The organism is Actinoplanes sp. NPDC051513 (genome assembly GCF_044454685.1).
Taxonomy (GTDB): domain Bacteria; phylum Actinomycetota; class Actinomycetes; order Mycobacteriales; family Micromonosporaceae; genus Actinoplanes.
In genome coordinates this window covers 37,791-56,586 of sequence record NZ_JBITDW010000040.1, presented here as the reverse complement: position 1 = coordinate 56,586, position 18,796 = coordinate 37,791, and the positions used below count along the sequence as shown (strand labels likewise).

Below are 18,796 nucleotides of genomic sequence, written 5' to 3'. Positions count from 1 at the left end.
ACACCATGATCAACTTAAGCTACGCGGCATTGGGGGCTTGTCGAGCGGCACGCCCGTAAGCTGCGCCGCCTGCACGGCGGTGACGACGGTTCACCTTTGACGGCGGCCGAGCGTCGGCTCTTCTCTGGCCGCGCGGGCACACCCACGCGCCCAGTGGCACCGGTGACGCCGCCCGCCCGCACCAACCAGGACCTCGGCTCACCAGCGCAGCGGGTGGTGCGCCCGGTGGGAAATCAGATCGCGCAGCCCACCGCGGCGGCGCCTGGCAAACCCGCCGCGGCCGAGCAGGTCACGCTGCCTGCGCCAACCGCGCCAACCGCGCCAACCGCGCCAACCGTGCCAACCGTGGCCGAGCAGGCCACGCAGCCGGCGCCAACCGCGCCCACCGTGGCCGAGCAGGCCACCCAGCCCGCGTCAACCGCGCCCACCGTGGCCGAGCAGGCCACCCAGCCCGCGCCCGCCGTGCCAGCCGCGGCCGAGCAGGCGGCCTGCGCCGACCAGGGCCGAACCTCTCGGCGCAGGGGCGGGTCACCGCTCGACCGCGCCGGGTCGTTGCGGACAACCGGCACCGCGGCTCGGCCTCGCCCCGTACGCCGACCAAGACCGCACACCATTCGACTCGCGGCGCCTGCCGCATTCCGCCGCTGTGCAAGCCCATTCCGTCAGCGATGTTTTGGCGCCATTCTTCCGCAGCGGCAAACGCCATTCCAGAGCTCTCCCACCGGCGACGGCAAATATCGATCACATCGGTGTGGGGCCGGCCCGGCGAAATCGGCGTCGACCGCAGCGGAGACTTGCGCAGCCCGCCGCGCCCGGTATATCGCGCCCGGCACGCCGCACGCCCCACCCGGTATACCGCACGCCCCACCCCGCATACCGTGCCGCAGTCGGCGCACCGCGCCGCCGCAGCTCGCTGTGGCGAGACCGGGCGCCTGCCGCGGCCCGGGGCGTCGGTGGGTGCGGCCCGCCGCGCCGATCGCCGGCATCCCACGACGCTGCGATCACGCCCCGCCGGCGAGACCCGCTCCCACACACGCCGGCGAGACCCGCTCCCACACACGCCGGCGACGCGCCCCGGCCACCGGAGGAGCCGCTCACGGTACGCAAAGCTCAGCCCGCCGCCGCCAGGCATATCCGGCCATCTGGATCAATCACTCTTCACGAGACAGAACTCGACCTGACGCTCCAGTCGAAGGTGCCCTGGCAGACCAGGGCGCCGTGCTCATCGCGTACGTCGGCGGTGGTCTTGATTTTGATCTTGTCGGTGGCCTGGGCGGCCAGGGCCGCTAGCTGATCGCGCGCGTGCGTGCCGAGGGAGCAGGTCGCGGTCAGCCGGCCCCGCGCGGGCGCCAGGAAGCGAAGGGTGGCGGCCGAGCCGAGCGGGATGATGTCGGGGTGGACGGCGATGATGGCGGCCAGTCCGGCGGCGTCGATCAGGGTGATCAGGCCGCTGGAGTGCAGGGAGCCGATCACGTTCGACAGTGACGGCGGCGCGTCCATCGCCACGACGCCGACGCCGTCGCATGCGAAGATCACCGACAGGCCCGTCGTCTCGTGCGCGGGGACCGGGGTGAGCAGGTCACGCGCCACGGCCGTCGCATCCATCCCGTCAGTCTCGGCAGCCACGGTGACCGTCAGGCGTCCGGGGGATGGCCGCGAGAAATCCTTTCCGATCTCGGTCCGCTGCCGATAGGGCGGATGAGACCTGTGGAAGGAGAGCCGGTGCCCGCGAGCCGCCAGCGCGATGACGGCTTCACTGTGGTCGAGGTGCTCGTGTCGATCACGATCATGTCGATGGTGATGCTGGCGCTCAGCTCCTCGTTCATCGTTACGGTGCGCTTCACCCGGCAGCAAGGCGACAAGCAGACCGCGATGCAGGCCGCCGACGACGCGATGGAGCGGGCGCGGGCCATCCAGGTCAGCTCGCTGATCAGCGGGCGGGACCAGCAGGGCACCAACGACCAGCTGCAAGCGGCCGCCGCCGGCGTGCCGAACATCAGCAGCGTGCTCAACGGGCAGACGGCCGACAACGTCACCGTGCCGTACGACACGACCGCGAACGTGGGCGACGGCGCCAACGCGGCCGTGCCCACCGTCGCCAGGACGCTCTCGATCGGCGGAGCAGCGTACCGGCAGTACTGGTTCATCGAGCTCTGCTACCGCGACACGTCCGACCCACAGGTGCAGTGCAAGGCGGGCACCTCCGGCAGCGCGGTGATGTTCTACCGGGTGATCGTGGCGGTCACCTGGACCGACCGGTTGTGCGCGAACCAGCTCTGCTCGTACATCACCACCTCGTTGATCGGGAAGAACACCGTCGAGCCGGTCTTCGACAACAGCGGCGACGTGCCGGCCGCGCCGAAGATCACCACGGACGTGAGCACGGCCCGGACGGGCGACGTCTACCTGCCGGTCTCCGTACAGATGGCGGCGACCGGCGGCGGTGGCGCCCTGACCTGGACGGCGAGCGGCCTGCCCGACGGCCTTTTGATCAACGCGAGCACCGGCGTGATCAGCGGGATCCCGACCACCAACAAGTCGTACACCGCGGTCAAGGTGACCGTCACCGACGACTACAAGCAGTACCACTTCGTGACATTCACGTGGACGATCTACAAGCAGCTGACGTTCGGCAACCCGGGCACGCTCTCGTCGACAGGCGGGGTGGCGTACTCGAAGACGTTCACCGCGAGCAACGGGCTCACGCCGTACACGTGGGCCGCGACCGGCCTGCCGGGCGGCCTGACGATGGACCCGTCAAGCGGAACGGTCTCCGGCACGCCGACGACCGTCGGTAGCCAGCAGGCCGCCATCACGGTCACCGACAAGAACGGGCAGACCGCGGCGCAGACATTCACCTGGAACGTGCCGGCGCTGTCGGTCACCACGAGCTCGGTGACCTCGACCCTGAACACCGCGGCCAACTACCAGCTGGTCGCGGCGGGCGGCATCCAGCCGTACGTGAGATGGGCGCTCGCGTCCGGCCTGCTGCCGCCGGGGCTGTCGCTGAACACCGCCACCGGCGTGGTCAGCGGGACGCCCATCACCAAGGGCACCTACACGCCGACGTTCGTCGTCACCGACACGAGTGGCGCCACGGCGAGCCGTGCGGTCACCTGGAAGGTGCCGTGATGCTGGCTCTGCGCGACGGTGAGGACCCCCGCGGGGACGAGGGCGTCACGCTGATCGAGGTCATGGTCGCCATGGTCCTGATGGCGTTCGCGATGGCGATCTTCACCGGCGGCATCGTCGAGATCCACCGGTGGGTCGACAAGACGGACGCCTCCTTCGAGGCGCAGGGACAGATGAACGCGACCTACGCCCGCCTGGACAAGGAGGTCCGGTACGCCCGCAGCGTCAGCGACCCGGCCCAGGTCAACGGCGACTGGTACGTCGAGTACCTGGTCAGCCTCGACTCCGTGGACACCTGCGTCGAGCTGCGCCTGAGCGCTTCGGCACAGGAGCTCCAGCGTCGCGAGTGGGCGCAGAACGTGACCCCCGTGGCCCCCACGTCCTGGCAGACGCTGGCGACCGGGGTCAGCGGCAGCACACCGTTCACCACCGTCGCCGCGGACAAGAACTCGCCGACCGGATTCCGGTTCCAGCGGCTCCAGCTGAACGTTGGCTCGACCGTCGGCGTGGGGAGCAACGCGAGCACCCGGCAGACCAACGTGACGTTCACGGCGCTGAACGCCACCCAGACCCTGAACTCGTCCACATGCATCGCGGGCCGGAGCGTGTCGTCATGATCAAGCCGATGGACGATCGCGGCTCGCTGCCGATGGCGATGCTGGTGGTGCTGGTGGGCATCACCCTCAGCGGGCTGCTGGCCAACCTGGTACTGGCGTCGGTGCGTACGTCGAGCTTCTCGTCGCGGCGGGTCATGGCGCTGCACGCCGCACAGGCCGGCCTGGATGTCGGTCTCGCGCAGGTACGCGCCGCGTGGACCGAGCGCAAGGACGGCGACGAGGTCGGCCTGACCAGCATGCTGCCGTGCGACGCGCTCTCCGGAAAGGTCGACCCGGAGACGGACCAGTCGTACACCGTGACGCCCGCCTACTACCAGACCGACCCGCAGGAGATGAGCGGTACCGAGCTGGCCGACAAGTCCCTGGTCTGCCTGGCCGGCAAAGGGACGTTCCTGCGCGCGAACCAGACGAAGGCGGCGACCCCGGCCTTCGCGCTGTTCACCGCGAACGGCTGCGCGGGTCGGCTGGTGACCGGCAAGAACTGCCTGGACAGCATGAACGCGGCCGACCGGTCCGCCGATCTGTCGTACCGGACCCTCGCCGGCACGTACATCGTGCACACCACGAACGCGAACATCTCCGGTGGGCTGATCCACGTCTACCGCGGCACCAACAGCGCGCTGAACGACCTGTGCATCGACGCGGGCGCCAGCGACCCGGCCGAGGGCGCCCTGGTGACCGTGCAACTGTGCAGCGCGGGTAAGGCCACGCAGACCTGGGCGTACACCGACACGCTCCAGATCCAGCTGGTGTCCTCGCAGACGCCCGCCGACCACCCGAACGGGATGTGCCTGGACACCGCCACCGACCAGCACGCGGTGGGCCTCCAGATCGTGATGGCGACCTGCCAGACAACCAAGCCCGCGCTCTACCGGCAGGCGTGGAGCTTCAACGACAGCGCCAACCTGATGGGCAGCAAGCTCGACGGCAGCAACACCGACGGCTATTGCTTCAACGTGCAGCAGCCCAATGTGCCGGGCAGCAACATCATCCTCACCAAGACCTGCAGCGGCGGGTACGACAACATCCAGACCTTCTCGGCGGAGGCGAACGTCGGCGCCGGCGCCGCGTCGTCCGAGACCGGTCGGAAGATCGGCCAACTGGTCGACTACAACCAGTTCGGCCGGTGCCTCGACGACACCGGGCAGAACCCGGACGCGACGTTCATGATCGCTTGGCCGTGCAAGCAGAACCCGAACCCGAACAACGTCCTCTGGAATCAGCGGTACACGGTGCCGGCGCTGCCGTCGGACACGAACCCGGACATGAACGGGGACCCCGGCAACACCGCGACCGGCATCATCACGATGACCAAGACCAGCGTGTACTGCCTGCAGAGCCCGCAGGCCACCGCGGTCGGCAAGTACGTGACCACGAAGGCGTGCACCGGCGCTGCCAACCAGGTGTGGCAGGTGTTCGGCCACACCGGCAACTACTTCACCAGCTATCAGATTGTCGACAACACCGGGCTTTGCCTGACTCCGCGGGACCCGACGCTGTCGAACCCGGACCTGTACCAGACGGTCAACAAGATCAGCAAGATCTATGTGGCCCGGTGCGACGGCTCGACGCTGCAGAAGTGGAACGCGAACAAGAACGTGATCGACGCGCTGGCGCTGAAGGACCTCACCGAGAAGTAGGGCGCTTCGCCTCGGACTTCGCCCGGTACATCGCGGCGTCGGCCTCGCGCAGCAGGTGATCCGGGTTGGATCCGTTGTCGCCGTCCCCGGAGACGGCCACGCCGATGCTGCACCCGACCGCCACCCGCTCGCCGTCGAGGAAGAACGGCGCGGCGATCGCCACCTGGACGTTGTCGATCACGGTCTGGTGCTCGGTGATCCCGTCGAGGAGGATGACGAACTCGTCGCCGCCGAGCCTCGCCACCGTGTCGGACTTGCGCAGCAGCCCGGTGAGCCGGCGCGCCACCTCGACCAGCAGCAGGTCGCCGGCCCCGTGGCCGAGCGTGTCGTTGACCGCCTTGAAGCCGTCGAGGTCGAGCAGCAGGATCGCGAACCGGTAGCCGGGCTGGCGGGCGGCGCGCAGGCCGGCTTGCTCCATCCGGTCTTCCAGCAGCACCCGGTTGGGCAGGCCGGTGAGGTGGTCGTGCAGTGCGGCGTTGCGCAGGCTCTCCTCCTGTGCGCGCAGCGCCGCCATCATCACCTCGTAGTCGAGGGCCGCCGCGAGCAGGGCCCCGGACTGGTTCATCATCTCGCGGCCGGGCGGGGTGGTGGACTGGATGCGGCCGACGGCGGCGAGCATGCCCCAGTCGCGGTTGCGGCTGCGCACCGGGACCAGGAAGACGACGTCGCCGGCGGGGCCGTCGGTCATCTCGAACAGCTGCGGGGGCGGGAACTCGTCGGCGCCGAGGGCCGCGCCGGTGTCGCAGCCGGCCCGGAAGTCGCCGACGATCTCCAGGCGGGTCTCGTCGCCGGGGGTCCACAGGCCGAGGCAGCCGGCGATGGCGGGGGTCTGGCCCAGCCATTCCAGGGCTCGGGGGTCGCGCTCGTGGGTGCCGAGCAGCTCGATGCCGAGCTCGTACTGGATGTTGAGGGTGCTCTGCAGGTATTGGACCTGGCCGAAGAGGGCGCGGGCCTGCTCCTCGGAGACCGGAAGGCCCTGGGCCGGGCAGCCGCAAGAGTCACGCTGGACGAAGCTCGTCATGACATATCGGGTTTGCGACGATGAATCTGACAAAAGCTCACGCAGCAGCTGGTAGACCGCTGAGCCGAGCGCGTCGAGAGGCTGGAGAACGGTGGAGAGGCTGGGGCGCATGTACGCGGCGTCGGCGATGTCGTCGAAGCCGACCACGGCCAGCTCGCGCGGCAGGTCGTAACCCGCGGCGGCCATGCGCGCGGCCAGGCCGATCGCGTTGCGGTCGGTGCCGAGCACGATCGCGGTGGCCGGCATCCCCGCCCTGATCAGCGCGTCCGCGACCGCCTCCCCGCCGCTCTCGTGGTTGTCGCCGGTCTCGAACAGCAGGTCGGCCCGCGGCGTGATGCCGTGCGCGAGCAGCCCCTCCCGGTACCCCTCGTGCCGCTCACGCAGATCGAAATGGGAGAGGTGGCCGGCGAAGGCGATCCGCTCATGGCCGTGCGCGATCAGGTGGGCGACGGCATCGCGTACGCCGCTGCGATTGTCGGCGAGCACCGCCGAGCACCCGCTGCCGTTCGCGTCCTGCGCCACGAAGACCACCGGGAGCCCGGAAGCGCGCGCCTCGATCGCGTACGCGGTGTCCACCGCCCCCGGTAGCACCACCAGCCCCGCCAGTTGCTTCCACGACAGCGGCTTGCGGAAATCCGGAATCCCCGCCCGGTCGGCGCTGTGCGCGCCGGGGTCGAGCGTCTGGATCGCCATGATCCGATCGCCGCCATCGGAGGCCGCCGCGTTGATTCCCTCGATGATTGCCCCGTAGTAGTCGCCCCCGACGAAGGGCGACAGGATCCCGAATGTGCGGCCACTCACCCCGTCATGATCTCTCGAAATGCCGCGCCGCGCGTCCCATGTGCGATACATGGGACGCGCGGCCCTCTCATGCGCTCATTTCGCCAGGTGGTAGACCCACATGGTGGGCTGACCCCCGACCGCGGGGCCGGCCACGTAGACCCGCCCGTTCACGATCACCGGCGTGGTCATGAACGCCTCGAACGGCTGGGTGACGGCCGACCACAGCGGGTCGCAGGCCAGCTCGCCGCAGCCGCCCGCGTCGAAGCCGCCGATCCGGCCGACGTTCTGCGTGTAGTAGACGACGCCGCCGGCCACCGATGGCGCCGCGCCGGTGCCGGCCGAGACGCCGAGGCCGCCGAACCACAGGAACCCGCAGACGGGCTGCCCGCAGCCGTTGGCGTCGAAGGCGAAGACGAACCCGGTGGCGCTGCCGTAGAGGATGCCGTCCGACACGGTCAGGTTGGTGTTGATCGAGTCGAAGTCGGACGGGTGCGCCACCCACAGCGGGGTGCACTCCAGCGTCTGCGCGCTCAGGCACGCCGACGACGAGTACGCGTAGACCGTGCCGGCCTTCCCGTCGGGCGCCTGGAAGTCGACGCTCGGGAAGTACACCTTGTCGCCGCTGACCGTGGGGCCCGCGTCCTGGATCAGGCCCGAGCCCGTGTCGGAGCCGGCGACCGGCCGGCTCGCCCAGACCGGCGGGCACGTCCGCAGGCCGCAGCCGCCGGCCCGGAACGCGACGAGCCGCTCCTGCGAGGTCGCGTAGACCAGACCGTTCGCGACCGCCGGCGCGCCGTTCGAGGACGACTTGAGGTTGCCCGTCCACAACGGCGCGCAGGTCGACCGGCCGCAGCCGGCCGCGGTGAAGGCGAGCAGCCGGCCGTCGCCGGACACGATGTAGAGGATGCCGCCGGACACGGTCGGCGACGATCCGGTGTTGGGCACCGGCGCGGTCCACACCGGCGTGCAGGTGGCCCGGCCGCAGCCGGCGGCGCGGAAGGCGGCGAGCGTGCCGAGGCCGTTGTCGACCGAGCCGGCCGACGAGATGAACACGAGCCCGCCCGCCACCGCCGGGGTGGTGTGGGCGCCGTTGGTCAGCTTCGCCGTCCACAAGGGCGCGCAGCTGTCGCTGCCGCAGCCGGTGGCGGGCAGGGCGAGCAGGAGCCCCGAGTCGGTGCCGACGTAGGCGACGTTGCCCGCGACGGCCGGCGAGGATTGCGAGATGCCGCCGAAGGTCGGATCGGCCGGCCCGAAGGCGACGTAGTCGAGCGTGAGCCCGGCGACGGTGCGGCGGGTGATGGTGCGCTCGTCCGGGTTGGCGCCGGACTTGGCGGCGTCGTGCCCGAACTGCGGCCACGTCGGTGCGGCCGCCTGCGCGGCCCCCGTGAGCGCCAGGGTGCCGGCAACAGCCAGCAACAGCGTGAAGAGCCTGGGTAACCTCATCAGGCACGATGGCAAGCAGCGCTGGAGCGGGACTGATGCGCGCCTGAAACGACTCAGCGCAGCCCGTCGAGTTTGGCGCGCACCGCGTCGGCGTCCGGGTGCGACAGCGAGTGCAATATCGCGAGCGCCTCCCGCCAAGCCCCCCGGGCCGCCTCCGGCGAGCCGCCCGCCAGGTGCGCGTCGCCCAGATGGCCGAGCACCTGCGCCTGCGCCCACCGGTCGGCCCCCTGCCGGAACATCTTCAGCGCGCCCTCGAAGTCGGCCACCGCCTGCCGATGCTCGCCGAGGTGGTGATGCACCATCCCCAGGCTGTCGAGCGACTCCGCCTCCCCGTCCTCGTCGCCGATGGCCCGGTGCTCGTCCAGCGCGCGCTCACAGTAGGTCGCCGCCTCCGCAAAGGCGCCGAGCCGGGTCAGGCACCAGCCGATCGCGTTGGTCGCCGACGCCTGCCCGCGCCGGTCGCCGAGCTCCTGGTGCAGGCCGAAGGCCATCCGCGCGTGCCGCAGCGCCTCCTCGTGGCGGTCCTGCTGATCGAAGAGCACGGTCATGCTGAAGACGATGCGTGCCTCGCCGGCCCGGTCGGAGAGTTCCCGGTAGCGGGCGAGCGCCTGCCGCAGGTGCCGTTCGGCTTCCTCGCCGTGGCCGAGGCGCCGGGCGGCCACGGCGGCCCGGCGGTGGATGCGGGCCTGCGCGTCGCGGTCGCCGATCCGGTACGCGGCCGCGAGGGCGCCCGCCATCGACGCGGACAGGTCGTGCCACCGCCCCTGCCGGTCCTGGAAGTCCCACAGGATCAGGGCGAGCCGCCACACGTACGCGTCGAAGCCCTCGTCCCCGGCCTGCTCGATCGCCGCCACCAACGTCGGGTACTCCGCGCCGAACCAGCACAGCGCGTCCGGCCGGTCGGCGAGCGAGGCCAGTGTGACCCCGTCGCGGGGCGGGTCGAGGGTGAGCGGGTCGGACGGCTCGTGCACCAGCCCGGCGGCCCGGTGCGCGCTGTGCGTGTAGTGGTCGAGCAGCCGGTGCTGCGCCGCCCGCAGCGCGTCGACCCGGTCGGTCAGGCGGGCGAGCTCGGCGGCGTACGCGCGCAGCAGATCGTGCGCCGAGAACCGCCCGGCGGTCTTCTCGGTGAGCAGGTGCGCCTCGGCGAGCGCGGCCAGCAGCGACCGTGCCTTCCCGGGCGGCAGCGCGGCGAGGCTGGCCGCCGCCGCGGCGGTCACCTCCGGACCGGGAAGCAGCCCGAGCAGCCGGAACAGCCGGGCCGCCGACGGGTCGAGCCGCCGGTACGACCACGAGAACACCGCCCGCAGGTCGGTGCCGCAGTCGCCGCCGTCGAGCGCGTCCAGCGGCCCGGCGGCGTCGCGCAGCTCCCCGGCCAGCTTGGCCAGCGGAAGCTCCGGTTGGGCGCCGGCCCGGGCGCAGGCGATCGCGAGCGCCAGCGGCAGCCGGGCGCAGCGCTCGACGATCTCGCTCACGGCGTCCGGCTCGGCCGCGGCCCGCGACCGCCCGATGCGCCCGACGACGAGGTCACGGGCCTCGAGGGTGGAGAGCACGTCGAGCGTCACCGGCCGCGCGCCCTCGATGGCCAGCAGCGGCGTGAGCTGGTTGCGGCTGGTCACCAGCACGAGGCAGCCGGGCGAGCCGGGCAGCAGCGGCCGCACCTGCTCGACGTCGCGGGCGTTGTCGAGCAGCACCAGCACCCGCTTGCCGGCGAGCAGGCTGCGGAACAGGCCGGCCCGCGACTCCAGGGGGTCCGGGATCCGCTCGGCGGGCGTCCCGAGCGCGGTGAGGAACCCGTGCAGCGCGTCGCACGGGTGGATGATCTGGCCGCCCGGGTCGAAGCCGCGCAGGTCGCAGTAGAGCTGCCCGTCGGGGAAGCGGGCGGCGGCCCGGTGCGCCCAGCGCACGGCGAGCGACGTCTTGCCGACCCCGGCGGTGCCGGAGACCGCCGAGATGACCACGGCGTGCGCGGCGGGCTCGTCCAGCAGCCGGTCGAGCTCGGCCATCTCGCGGGCGCGGCCGGCGAACGTGGCCACGGCGAGCGGCAGCTGGGCCGGGACGGTGTCGGCCACCGGGGGAGCGGGCAGGTCGAGGGCCGGGTCCTGGCGCAGGATCGCGGACTCCAGGTCGCGTACGGCCGGGCCGGGGTCGATGCCGAGGTCCTCGCGCAGCGTGTCGCGCAGCCGCCGGTACGCGTCGAGCGCCTCGGCCTGCCGCCCGGCCCGGTAGAGGGCGAGCATGAGGCACCCGGCGACCTCCTCGTCGAGCGGGTCGTGGCGGCTCAGCTCGCCGAGCTCGCCGAGCAGCGCCGCATGCTCGCCCAGCTCGAGGCGCACGTCGACGAGCTGCCGCCGGGCGCGCAGCAGCAGCTGGTCGAGGCGCTGCGCCTCACGCTCGAAGCCCGGCAGGTCGGCCAGCGCCGGCCCGCGCCACAGCTCGATGGCCGCGCGCAGCAGGCTCGCCCGGCGGACCGGCTCGGCGCACTGCGCGGCCTGGCCGATGAGCCGCTCGGCGGCGGCCACGTCGGTCGGCTCGGCGCCCAGGTCGAGCAGGTAGCCCGGTGGGCGGGCGAGGATGGCGTCGCGCCCACCGAGGACGCGGCGCAGGTAGGAGACGTGACTCTGCAGCGTGTTCGCCGCCGTCGGCGGGGCCGCGTCGCCCCACACCAGGTCGGCGAGCCGGTCGGTGCTGACGACATGGCCCGCCGCCAGCGCGAGGGCCGCGAGGACCGCCTGCCGGCGTACACCGGCAATCGACCGCGCGGCGCCCCCCGCCGTGACGTCGACCGGCCCTAGAAGCCTGACCCGCACGTCTGCGCACGCTAGCCATGGCAGGCAACCCGCTCTACCACGGAGTCCGGGACCCGACTGGCAGAATTCCGGATGTGACACGAGCGCACGACGCACCGCGACCGCCCGACAGATCGGTCTCGCTCGACCATTTCGTCGGGATGTACGAGGCCAAGACCGACCCCTGGGACAATGCCAGCAAGTGGTCCGACCAGCGCAAATACGCCGTGACGATGGCAAGCCTGCCGCGCGGGCGGTACCGCCGCTGCTACGAGCCCGGCTGCGCGGTCGGCCTGCTCACCCGGCTGCTGGCGCCGCGCTGCGACGAGATCCTGGCGGTGGACGCGGTGCCCGAGGCGGTGCGCACGGCCACCGAGGCGGTGCGTGAGTTCCCGCACGTGACGGTGGAACGGGCGATCCTGCCGGCCGACCTGCCGGACGGCGCCTTCGACCTGATCGTCATCGGCGACCTGCTCTACTACCTGTCCGCCGCCGACCTCGACGAGCTCCTGACCGGGCTGATCGAGCGCCTCGACCCCGACGGCGAGATCGTGGCGGTGCACTACCGGGACCCTCGCGGCGAGACCTATGACGGCTCGCATGTCCACGAGGCGTTGAAAAAGAATCTCGACACCGTGATCCATCACGATGACGAATGGTTCGTCCTGGATGTGCTGAAACTCCGCCGGTACTGATGCGGGCTTGTCCCGACAATGCGCTTGAAACGGTCGCGGAACGCGGTCGGTGAGCCGAAGCCGACCGTCCCGCCGATCCGGTCGACCGACTGGGCGGTGGTCTCGAGCAGGTGCTGCGCCCGGCGGATCCGGGCCAGGTGCAGCCATTGCAGCGGCGTCGTGCCGGTGTGCTCGCGGAAGCGCCGGTTCAGCGTGCGGGTGCTCATCCCCGCGTGCGCCGCGATCTCGTCGAGCGTCAGGTCGCGTCCCGCGCTCGCCTCGAGCCACGTGAGCAGCGGCTCCATCGTCGATCCGCGCGGCGCCGGCGGCTGCTCGGGCACGATGAACTGCGCCTGGCCGCCCTCGCGCTCGAGCGGCATCACCGAGAGCCGGGCGGCGTCCGCGGCGACCGCCGAGCCGTGATCCCTGCGGATGATGTGCAGGCACAGGTCGAGCCCTGCCGCCGCGCCCGCCGAGGTCAGGAACTGTCCTTCGTCGACGTAGAGCACCGCCGGGTCGAGATCGACATCCGGGTACAGCCGGGCGAAGGCGGTCGCGCCGGCCCAGTGGGTGGTCGCGCGCCGTCCGTCGAGCAGCCCGGTCGCCGCGAGCACGAACGCGCCGGCGCAGACGGAGGCGATCCGGGTGCCGCGCCCGGCGGCCGCACGAAGACCGAGCACAACCTCTTCCCGTACGCCGTGAGCAGGCTCCCGGCAGCCCGGCAGCATGATCGTGTCCGCGTCCTCGAGCGCTTCCAGCCCGTGATGGGCCTTCAGCGTGAACGGCCCGGCGTCCACCTCCGGCGCGGGCGCGCACACCCGTACGTCATAGGCCTGGACGCCGCCGGGGAGCCGGACCCGCTCGAAGACCTCGATCGGGGTGGCCAGGTCGAAGGGGATGACCCCGTCCAGCGCGAGCACGACGATCCGATGCATCCCGTCAGGCTACCGGCGCGCCTGGCCAGAATCCGTTGACCTATGTCATTCCCGCCAGCACACCGCTGCCGGCCGAGCGGTCGATGCTGATCGTGCAGGCTTAGCGTGCACAACGGACGGTGCTGCGAAAATCACACGGTTGTTACGTTCTTGCGCCGTGTCAGGACAAACGGGCCGCCTCATGGGCGCGGCGATGGCGATCACCCTGGGTGCCGCAACGCTGAGCGCGTGCGGTGACTCCACCGGCTCCGGCGACGGGCCGAAGAAGACCGTCGTCACGCTCGGCTTCGTCAACGGCGGCAACACCGAGTTCCACACCTGCCTGCAGCGCTCGGTCGAGGGGGAGGCCGCCCAGCGCGGCGTCAAGGTGATCAGCGCGAACTCCAAGCAGGATGCCAAGACCGAACTGGCCAACATCGACAGCATGATTGCGCAGGGCGTGGACGCGATCATCGTGCAGACCGTGAACACGGGCGCGCTCAAGGCCGACATCGAGCGGGCCGGGCGCGCGAAGATCCCGATCTTTCTGACCTCGGTGGCCCCCGACGACACCTCGACGGTCCTCGGCGCCGTCGCGGTCGACCTCAACCAGGTCGGCCTGCTCGACGCCGGCTGGGTCAGCAACGACGCGGTCGGCGCGCCCCGCACGGCCGGGATCGTCGCGGGGGCGCCCGGCGCCGCGTCCGACCTGCTCGTGAAGGGTTTCGTCGACGGGCTGCCCAAGAACATCAAGGTCGTGGCGACCGCACCCGGCATGTTCAACCGCGCCAAGGCCAAGACGGCCGCCGCCAAAATGATCAAGGAACACCCCGACATCGCGTACGCCTTCGTCGTCAACGAGGACATGGCGTTCGGCGTGCAGCAGGCGTTCGCGGCCGCCCACAAGAACGTCAAGATCGCCACGGTCAACGGCACCGACGCGGGACTCGCGGCGATCAAGGACGGGCGCTTCGGCGCCACCGTGGCCATTCCCGCGTCGAAGCTCGGGCAGAAGGCCGTGGAGAACACACTCAGCTTGCTCGACAAGGAGCCCATCACCAAGATCGATTATGTTCCGATAAACCTGATCACCAAGACCGACATCGACCAGGCGCCGCGGTACTGCCTGACCGGATGACGACGCGACGGTCATGTTGACGTGTTGACGTGTTGACCGTCGACGTTGATGCAGTCGAGTCGTCGATGTTGACTGTCAACATGAGCCCCGCTGGAGCGCCGATGCACCCCGCCGTCCCCGAGCCGCCGATCGATCCCGAGGAGAGCCGGCTGCGGGTGGGGCCGCCGGCCGATCACGCCGCCGGGCTCAAGGCGGTGCAGGTCAGCCTGGGCCGGGCGCTGCGGCAGATGGGGCCGGTCAAGACCGCGCGCAACCTTCTCACGCTCAACCAGGTCGACGGCTTCGACTGCATGAGCTGCGCGTGGCCCGACCCGCAGGGCCACCGGCACACGGCCGAGTTCTGCGAGAACGGCGCGAAGGCGGTCTCCTGGGAGGGCGTGCGCGACACCGTGGGCCCGGCATTCTTCGCCCAGCACTCGCTCACCGACCTGGCCGGCCGCACCGACCACTGGCTCGAGAAGCAGGGGCGCCTCACCCACCCGATGATCCGCCGCGAGGGCAGCGACCACTACGAGCCGATCTCGTGGGGCGACGCGTTCGCGCTCATCGGGTCGTCGTTGAAGGCCCTGGCGAGCCCCGACGAGGCGATCTTCTACACCTCCGGCCGGGCCAGCAACGAGGCCGCCTTCCTCTACCAGCTGCTCGCCCGCGCCTTCGGCACCAACAACCTGCCCGACTGCTCGAACATGTGCCACGAGTCGACCTCGGTCGGCCTGGCGAGCACGATCGGCGTCGGCAAGGGCTCGGTGTCGCTGCAGGATCTGCACGAGGCCGACCTGATCGTGGTCTCGGGGCAGAACCCCGGCACCAACCACCCGCGCATGCTCACGGCTCTGGAGATCGCCAAGCGCAACGGCGCCCGGATCCTCGCGATCAACCCGCTGCCCGAGGCGGGGCTGCTGCGCTTCGACAACCCGCAGAAGCCGCGCGGCCTCGCCGGACACGGCACCGGCCTCGCCGACAAGCTGCTGCAGATCCGGTCCAACGGCGATCTGGCGCTGTGGCAGGCGATCGGTCACCTGCTGGTGGCGGCCCACGGGTCCGCGATCGACAGCGCCTTCGTCGAGGCGTACACGGTCGGCTTCGAGTCTTGGAAAGCGCACATCCGCGAGCTCGACCGGGAGGCGGTGCTCGCCGCGACCGGCCTGACCTGGGCCGAGATCGAGGAGGCGGCCGGCATGCTCGCCACCTCGAAGCGGATCGTGCACTGCTGGGCGATGGGGATCACGCAGCACCACAACGCGGTCGCGACGATCAAGGAGTTCGTCAACGTCGCGCTGCTCCAGGGCATGATCGGCAAACCGGGCGCGGGGCTCTGCCCGGTGCGCGGGCACTCGAACGTGCAGGGCGACCGCACGATGGGGATCTGGGAGAAGCCGCCGGCGATCTTCCTGGACCGGCTGCGGGACGAGTTCGGGTTCGAGCCGCCGCGGCATCACGGGCACGACGCGGCCGACGCCGTCCGGGCGTTGCGCGACGGCCGCGCGAAGGTGTTCATCGCGCTCGGCGGGAACTTCGTGGCGGCCATGCCGGACACGGCGGTCACGGCGGCGGCCATGCGCGGTTCGCAGCTGACCGTGCAGATCTCGACGAAGCTCAACCGCAGTCATGTCGACGCGGGGCGGACGGCGCTGATCCTGCCCACGCTCGGGCGCACCGAGCGCGACCTGACCGGCGGGATCGTGCAGCGGGTGACCGTCGAGGACTCGATGTCGGCGGTGCACGCGTCCCGGGGCCGGTCGGCGCCGGCCGGGCCGCTGCTGCGGTCCGAGGTGGCGATCGTCTGCGGGATCGGGGCGGCGGCTCTCGGCGACGACATCCCCTGGCCCGATTTCGCCGGCGACTACGACACCATCCGGGAGCGGATCGGGCGGGTCGTGCCGGGCTGCGACGGGTACGCCGACAAGATCCGTACGGCCGGAGGATTCACCATGCCGCACGGGCCGCGCGACTCCCGCACCTTCCCGACGCCCTCGGGGCGCGCGGTCTTCACGGTCAGCCCCTTGGCCGTGCTGACCGTGCCGCCGGGCCGGCTCGTCCTGCAGACCCTGCGCAGCCACGACCAGTTCAACACCACCATCTACGGCCTCGACGACCGCTATCGCGGCATCAAGTCGGGGCGGCGGGTCGTGTTCATCAGCGCCGCCGACCTGGCCGGGCTCGGGTTCGCCGACGGCGATCACGTCGACCTGATCTCGGAGTGGGAGGACGGCATCGAACGCCGCGCCGACCGCTTCCGGCTGGTGGAGTACCCGACGCCGAAGGGGTGCGTGGCCGCCTACTACCCCGAGACGAACCCGCTGGTCCCGCTCGACTCGCAGGCCGCCGAGAGCGGCACGCCCACCTCGAAGTGGGTCGTCGTGCGCCTCGTGGCGTGTGACCCGCGCATCTCTCAAGTCGGAGCGAGGACCGCCGATATACCCACGTGAGGCAAGCAAAGGTGTGGCGCTGGTGGCTCGCCGGCGGGGTCGCGGTGACCGCCGGATACTTCCTGCTGCCCTCCGGCTCGCTCGCCGCCACGCTCGCCTACAACGCGATCGGCCTCCTGTCGGGGCTCGCCATCCTGGCCGGGGTGCGCCTGCACCGGCCGGAGAGGCCCGGCATGTGGTACTGGTTCGCCGCCGGTCAACTGATGGCGGTCGCCGGGGACCTCGTCTACGAGTTCTACGAGCTCGTCCTGCACCAGGAGCCCTACCCGTCGCTCGCCGACGTGTTCTACCTGTCCTCGTACCCTCTGGTGGTCGTCGGCCTGCTGCTGCTCGTGCGGCGCCGTGGCGGCGGCGCCGCCGGCCTCGTCGAGGCCGCGATCATCGCCACCGGGCTGGGCCTCGCCTTCTGGGTCTTCGTCCTGCACCCGGTCGCCGCCGAGTCGGCCACCACGATGCTCGAGCGCTGGATCGGCACCACCTATCCCGCGGCCGACGTGCTGCTGCTGGCCATGCTGGCCCGGCTGTTCACCGGAGCGGGCGGCCGCACGGCCAGCACCCGGCTGATCGCCGCGGCCGGCGTGCTGGTCCTCGCCGCCGACACCGCGTTCTCCCTGGTGTCGCTCCACTGGGACGCGGACGTCCCGGTGATCAACGCCGGGTTCCTGCTCTCCTACCTCTGCTGGGGCGCGGCGGCGCTGCACCCGTCGATGACGGCGCCCGAGGCCGGCACGGCCGCCGCCGGCGACGCCGTCCGCCCGATGCGGCTGATCGTCTTCGGGGTCGCCACGATGGCCGCCCCGGCCCTGCTCCTGCTGCCCGGCGTCGGCGGCGACAGCATCGACCGGCGCGCCCTCGCGATCGGCTCGGTCCTGCTCTTCCTGCTGGTCACCGTGCGGATGTCGCAGTTCATGCGCCGGCAGCGCGGGCAGGCCCGCGAGCTCGAGCGGCTGGCCATGGCGGACGACCTCACCGGCCTCGCCAACCGCCGCCGTCTCGAGCTGCACCTGCGCGACGTGCCCGCCACCGCCTGCCCGCAGGTGGCCCTTCTCGGCCTCAACGGGTTCAAGAACGTCAACGACGAGCTGGGCCGCCCGGCCGGCGACCAGGTGCTGGCCGCCCTGGCCGAGCGGATCGTCGCCGCCGCGCCGCCCGGCGCGCTGGTCGCCCGGATCGGCGGCGACGAGTTCGCGGTGCTGCTCGCCGACGCCGGCGCTGACGACGCGCGGGAGATGGCCTACCGGCTGGTGTCCGCGTTCCGCACCCCGGTCACCGCCGACGGGTGGGATCTGCTGGTCGGTGTCGGCATCGGGCTGGCCGGCGGTAGCGGCCTCGGCCCGGTCGAGCTGATGCGCCAGGCCGAGTCGGCGATGCACGCGGCCAAGCTTGCCGGCACGCCGGTGCGCCGCTGGACCCCCGAGCTCGACGAGCGCTCCACCGCGTACGCCCGGCTCGGCGCCGAGCTGCGTACGGCCCTGGACGCCGGTCAGTTCCACATGGTCTACCAGCCGATCGTGGAGGTGCCCTCCGGGCGCGTGCACGCCGTGGAGGCGCTGGTGCGCTGGGATCACCCGACGCGCGGCACGGTCAGCCCGGCCGAGTTCATCCCGGTCGCCGAGCAGAACGGGCTGATCGTCGAGCTGGGCGCGTGGATCCTGCGCACCGCCTGCCTGCGGCTGGCCACCTGGCGAGCCTCGCTCGGCACCGACGCGCCGTCCCGAGTCAGCGTCAACGTGTCGGCCAAGCAGCTCGCACGTCCCGGCTTCGCGTCGTTCGTGGCGTCGGTGCTGGCCGCGACCGGGCTCCCGGCCTCCTGCCTCGCCGTCGAGGTGACCGAGACGGCCGTCTTCGAGGGCGGCCCGGCCGTCACGGCGCTGCACGAGCTGAAGGCGCTCGGGGTGCGGATCGCGCTCGACGACTTCGGGACCGGCCACTCGTCGCTCGGCCTGCTCCAGACCGTTCCGGTCGACACCATCAAGGTCGACAAGTCGTTCGTCGACGACATCACCTCGGCCGGCCGGCAGGCGGTGATCGCGGAAACGCTGATCCGCCTGAGCGACGGTCTCGGCCTGGCCGCCGTCGCCGAGGGCGTCGAGACGGCCGAGCAGGCGGCGGCGCTGACCCGGCTGGGATACCGCTACCTCCAGGGCTACCTCTACGGCCGCCCGGTCGCCGACCCCGACTTCGGAAGGATCCCGGCGGCGGCGTAGGTCGGCCACGGC

General features: G+C 71.6%; 12 protein-coding genes. 7 read left to right on the top strand and 5 right to left on the bottom strand.

Going from position 1 to position 18,796, the window contains the following annotated elements; translation table 11 throughout:
• Positions 1-1,158: 1,158 nt before the first annotated feature.
• Positions 1,159-1,605 (bottom strand): PaaI family thioesterase, encoded by a 447-nt coding sequence (locus ACIA5D_RS49780; protein WP_396037758.1) that lies wholly within the window; start codon positions 1,603-1,605, stop codon positions 1,159-1,161.
• A 117-nt stretch (positions 1,606-1,722) separates the two neighbouring features.
• Between ACIA5D_RS49780 and ACIA5D_RS49775 the strand changes: the two genes are divergently transcribed.
• From ACIA5D_RS49775 to ACIA5D_RS49765, 3 genes are read left to right on the top strand one after another with little or no spacing between them, the layout of a single operon-like run.
• Positions 1,723-3,132, top strand: a complete 1,410-nt coding sequence (locus tag ACIA5D_RS49775; protein ID WP_396037757.1) for a putative Ig domain-containing protein — start codon at positions 1,723-1,725, stop codon at positions 3,130-3,132.
• Positions 3,132-3,749, top strand: coding sequence for a prepilin-type N-terminal cleavage/methylation domain-containing protein (locus ACIA5D_RS49770; RefSeq protein ID WP_396037756.1), 618 nt, complete (start codon positions 3,132-3,134; stop codon positions 3,747-3,749). The genes ACIA5D_RS49775 and ACIA5D_RS49770 overlap by 1 nt, the downstream gene beginning before the upstream one ends.
• Positions 3,746-5,389: a hypothetical protein gene (locus tag ACIA5D_RS49765; RefSeq protein WP_396037755.1), complete on the top strand. Its 1,644-nt coding sequence runs from the start codon at positions 3,746-3,748 to the stop codon at positions 5,387-5,389. The genes ACIA5D_RS49770 and ACIA5D_RS49765 overlap by 4 nt, the downstream gene beginning before the upstream one ends.
• Here ACIA5D_RS49765 and ACIA5D_RS49760 read toward each other — a convergent pair.
• The 3 genes from ACIA5D_RS49760 to ACIA5D_RS49750 form a co-directional block, all read right to left on the bottom strand.
• Positions 5,376-7,211: a diguanylate cyclase domain-containing protein gene (locus ACIA5D_RS49760; protein ID WP_396037754.1), complete on the bottom strand. Its 1,836-nt coding sequence runs from the start codon at positions 7,209-7,211 to the stop codon at positions 5,376-5,378. The two genes, ACIA5D_RS49765 and ACIA5D_RS49760, sit on opposite strands and share 14 nt — an antisense overlap.
• 75 nt (positions 7,212-7,286) lie before the next feature.
• Entirely contained in the window at positions 7,287-8,636 is a 1,350-nt protein-coding gene (locus ACIA5D_RS49755) for a PQQ-binding-like beta-propeller repeat protein (RefSeq protein ID WP_396037753.1), read from the bottom strand.
• Positions 8,637-8,689: 53 nt separating this feature from the next.
• Positions 8,690-11,443: a BTAD domain-containing putative transcriptional regulator gene (locus ACIA5D_RS49750; RefSeq protein WP_396037752.1), complete on the bottom strand. Its 2,754-nt coding sequence runs from the start codon at positions 11,441-11,443 to the stop codon at positions 8,690-8,692.
• A gap of 74 nt (positions 11,444-11,517) precedes the next feature.
• Here ACIA5D_RS49750 and ACIA5D_RS49745 point away from each other — a divergent pair, with 74 nt between their 5' ends.
• On the top strand, positions 11,518-12,117 hold the full coding sequence (locus ACIA5D_RS49745; RefSeq protein WP_396037751.1) for a class I SAM-dependent DNA methyltransferase: 600 nt from the start codon (positions 11,518-11,520) through the stop codon (positions 12,115-12,117).
• Here the strand turns inward: ACIA5D_RS49745 and ACIA5D_RS49740 are convergent.
• Complete coding sequence (locus tag ACIA5D_RS49740; protein WP_396037750.1) at positions 12,066-13,031, bottom strand: GlxA family transcriptional regulator; 966 nt, start codon at positions 13,029-13,031, stop codon at positions 12,066-12,068. The two genes, ACIA5D_RS49745 and ACIA5D_RS49740, sit on opposite strands and share 52 nt — an antisense overlap.
• A 157-nt stretch (positions 13,032-13,188) precedes the next feature.
• Here ACIA5D_RS49740 and ACIA5D_RS49735 point away from each other — a divergent pair, with 157 nt between their 5' ends.
• From ACIA5D_RS49735 to ACIA5D_RS49725, 3 genes are all read left to right on the top strand, one after another.
• Positions 13,189-14,148: a sugar ABC transporter substrate-binding protein gene (locus tag ACIA5D_RS49735; RefSeq protein ID WP_396037749.1), complete on the top strand. Its 960-nt coding sequence runs from the start codon at positions 13,189-13,191 to the stop codon at positions 14,146-14,148.
• 80 nt (positions 14,149-14,228) lie between these two features.
• Entirely contained in the window at positions 14,229-16,577 is a 2,349-nt protein-coding gene (locus ACIA5D_RS49730; RefSeq protein ID WP_396037748.1) for an FdhF/YdeP family oxidoreductase, read from the top strand.
• The gene (locus ACIA5D_RS49725; RefSeq protein WP_396037747.1) at positions 16,574-18,784 is read left to right on the top strand and encodes a putative bifunctional diguanylate cyclase/phosphodiesterase; all 2,211 of its coding nucleotides are present in this window, start codon (positions 16,574-16,576) and stop codon (positions 18,782-18,784) included. The genes ACIA5D_RS49730 and ACIA5D_RS49725 overlap by 4 nt, the downstream gene beginning before the upstream one ends.
• The last annotated feature ends 12 nt before the right edge of the window (positions 18,785-18,796 follow it).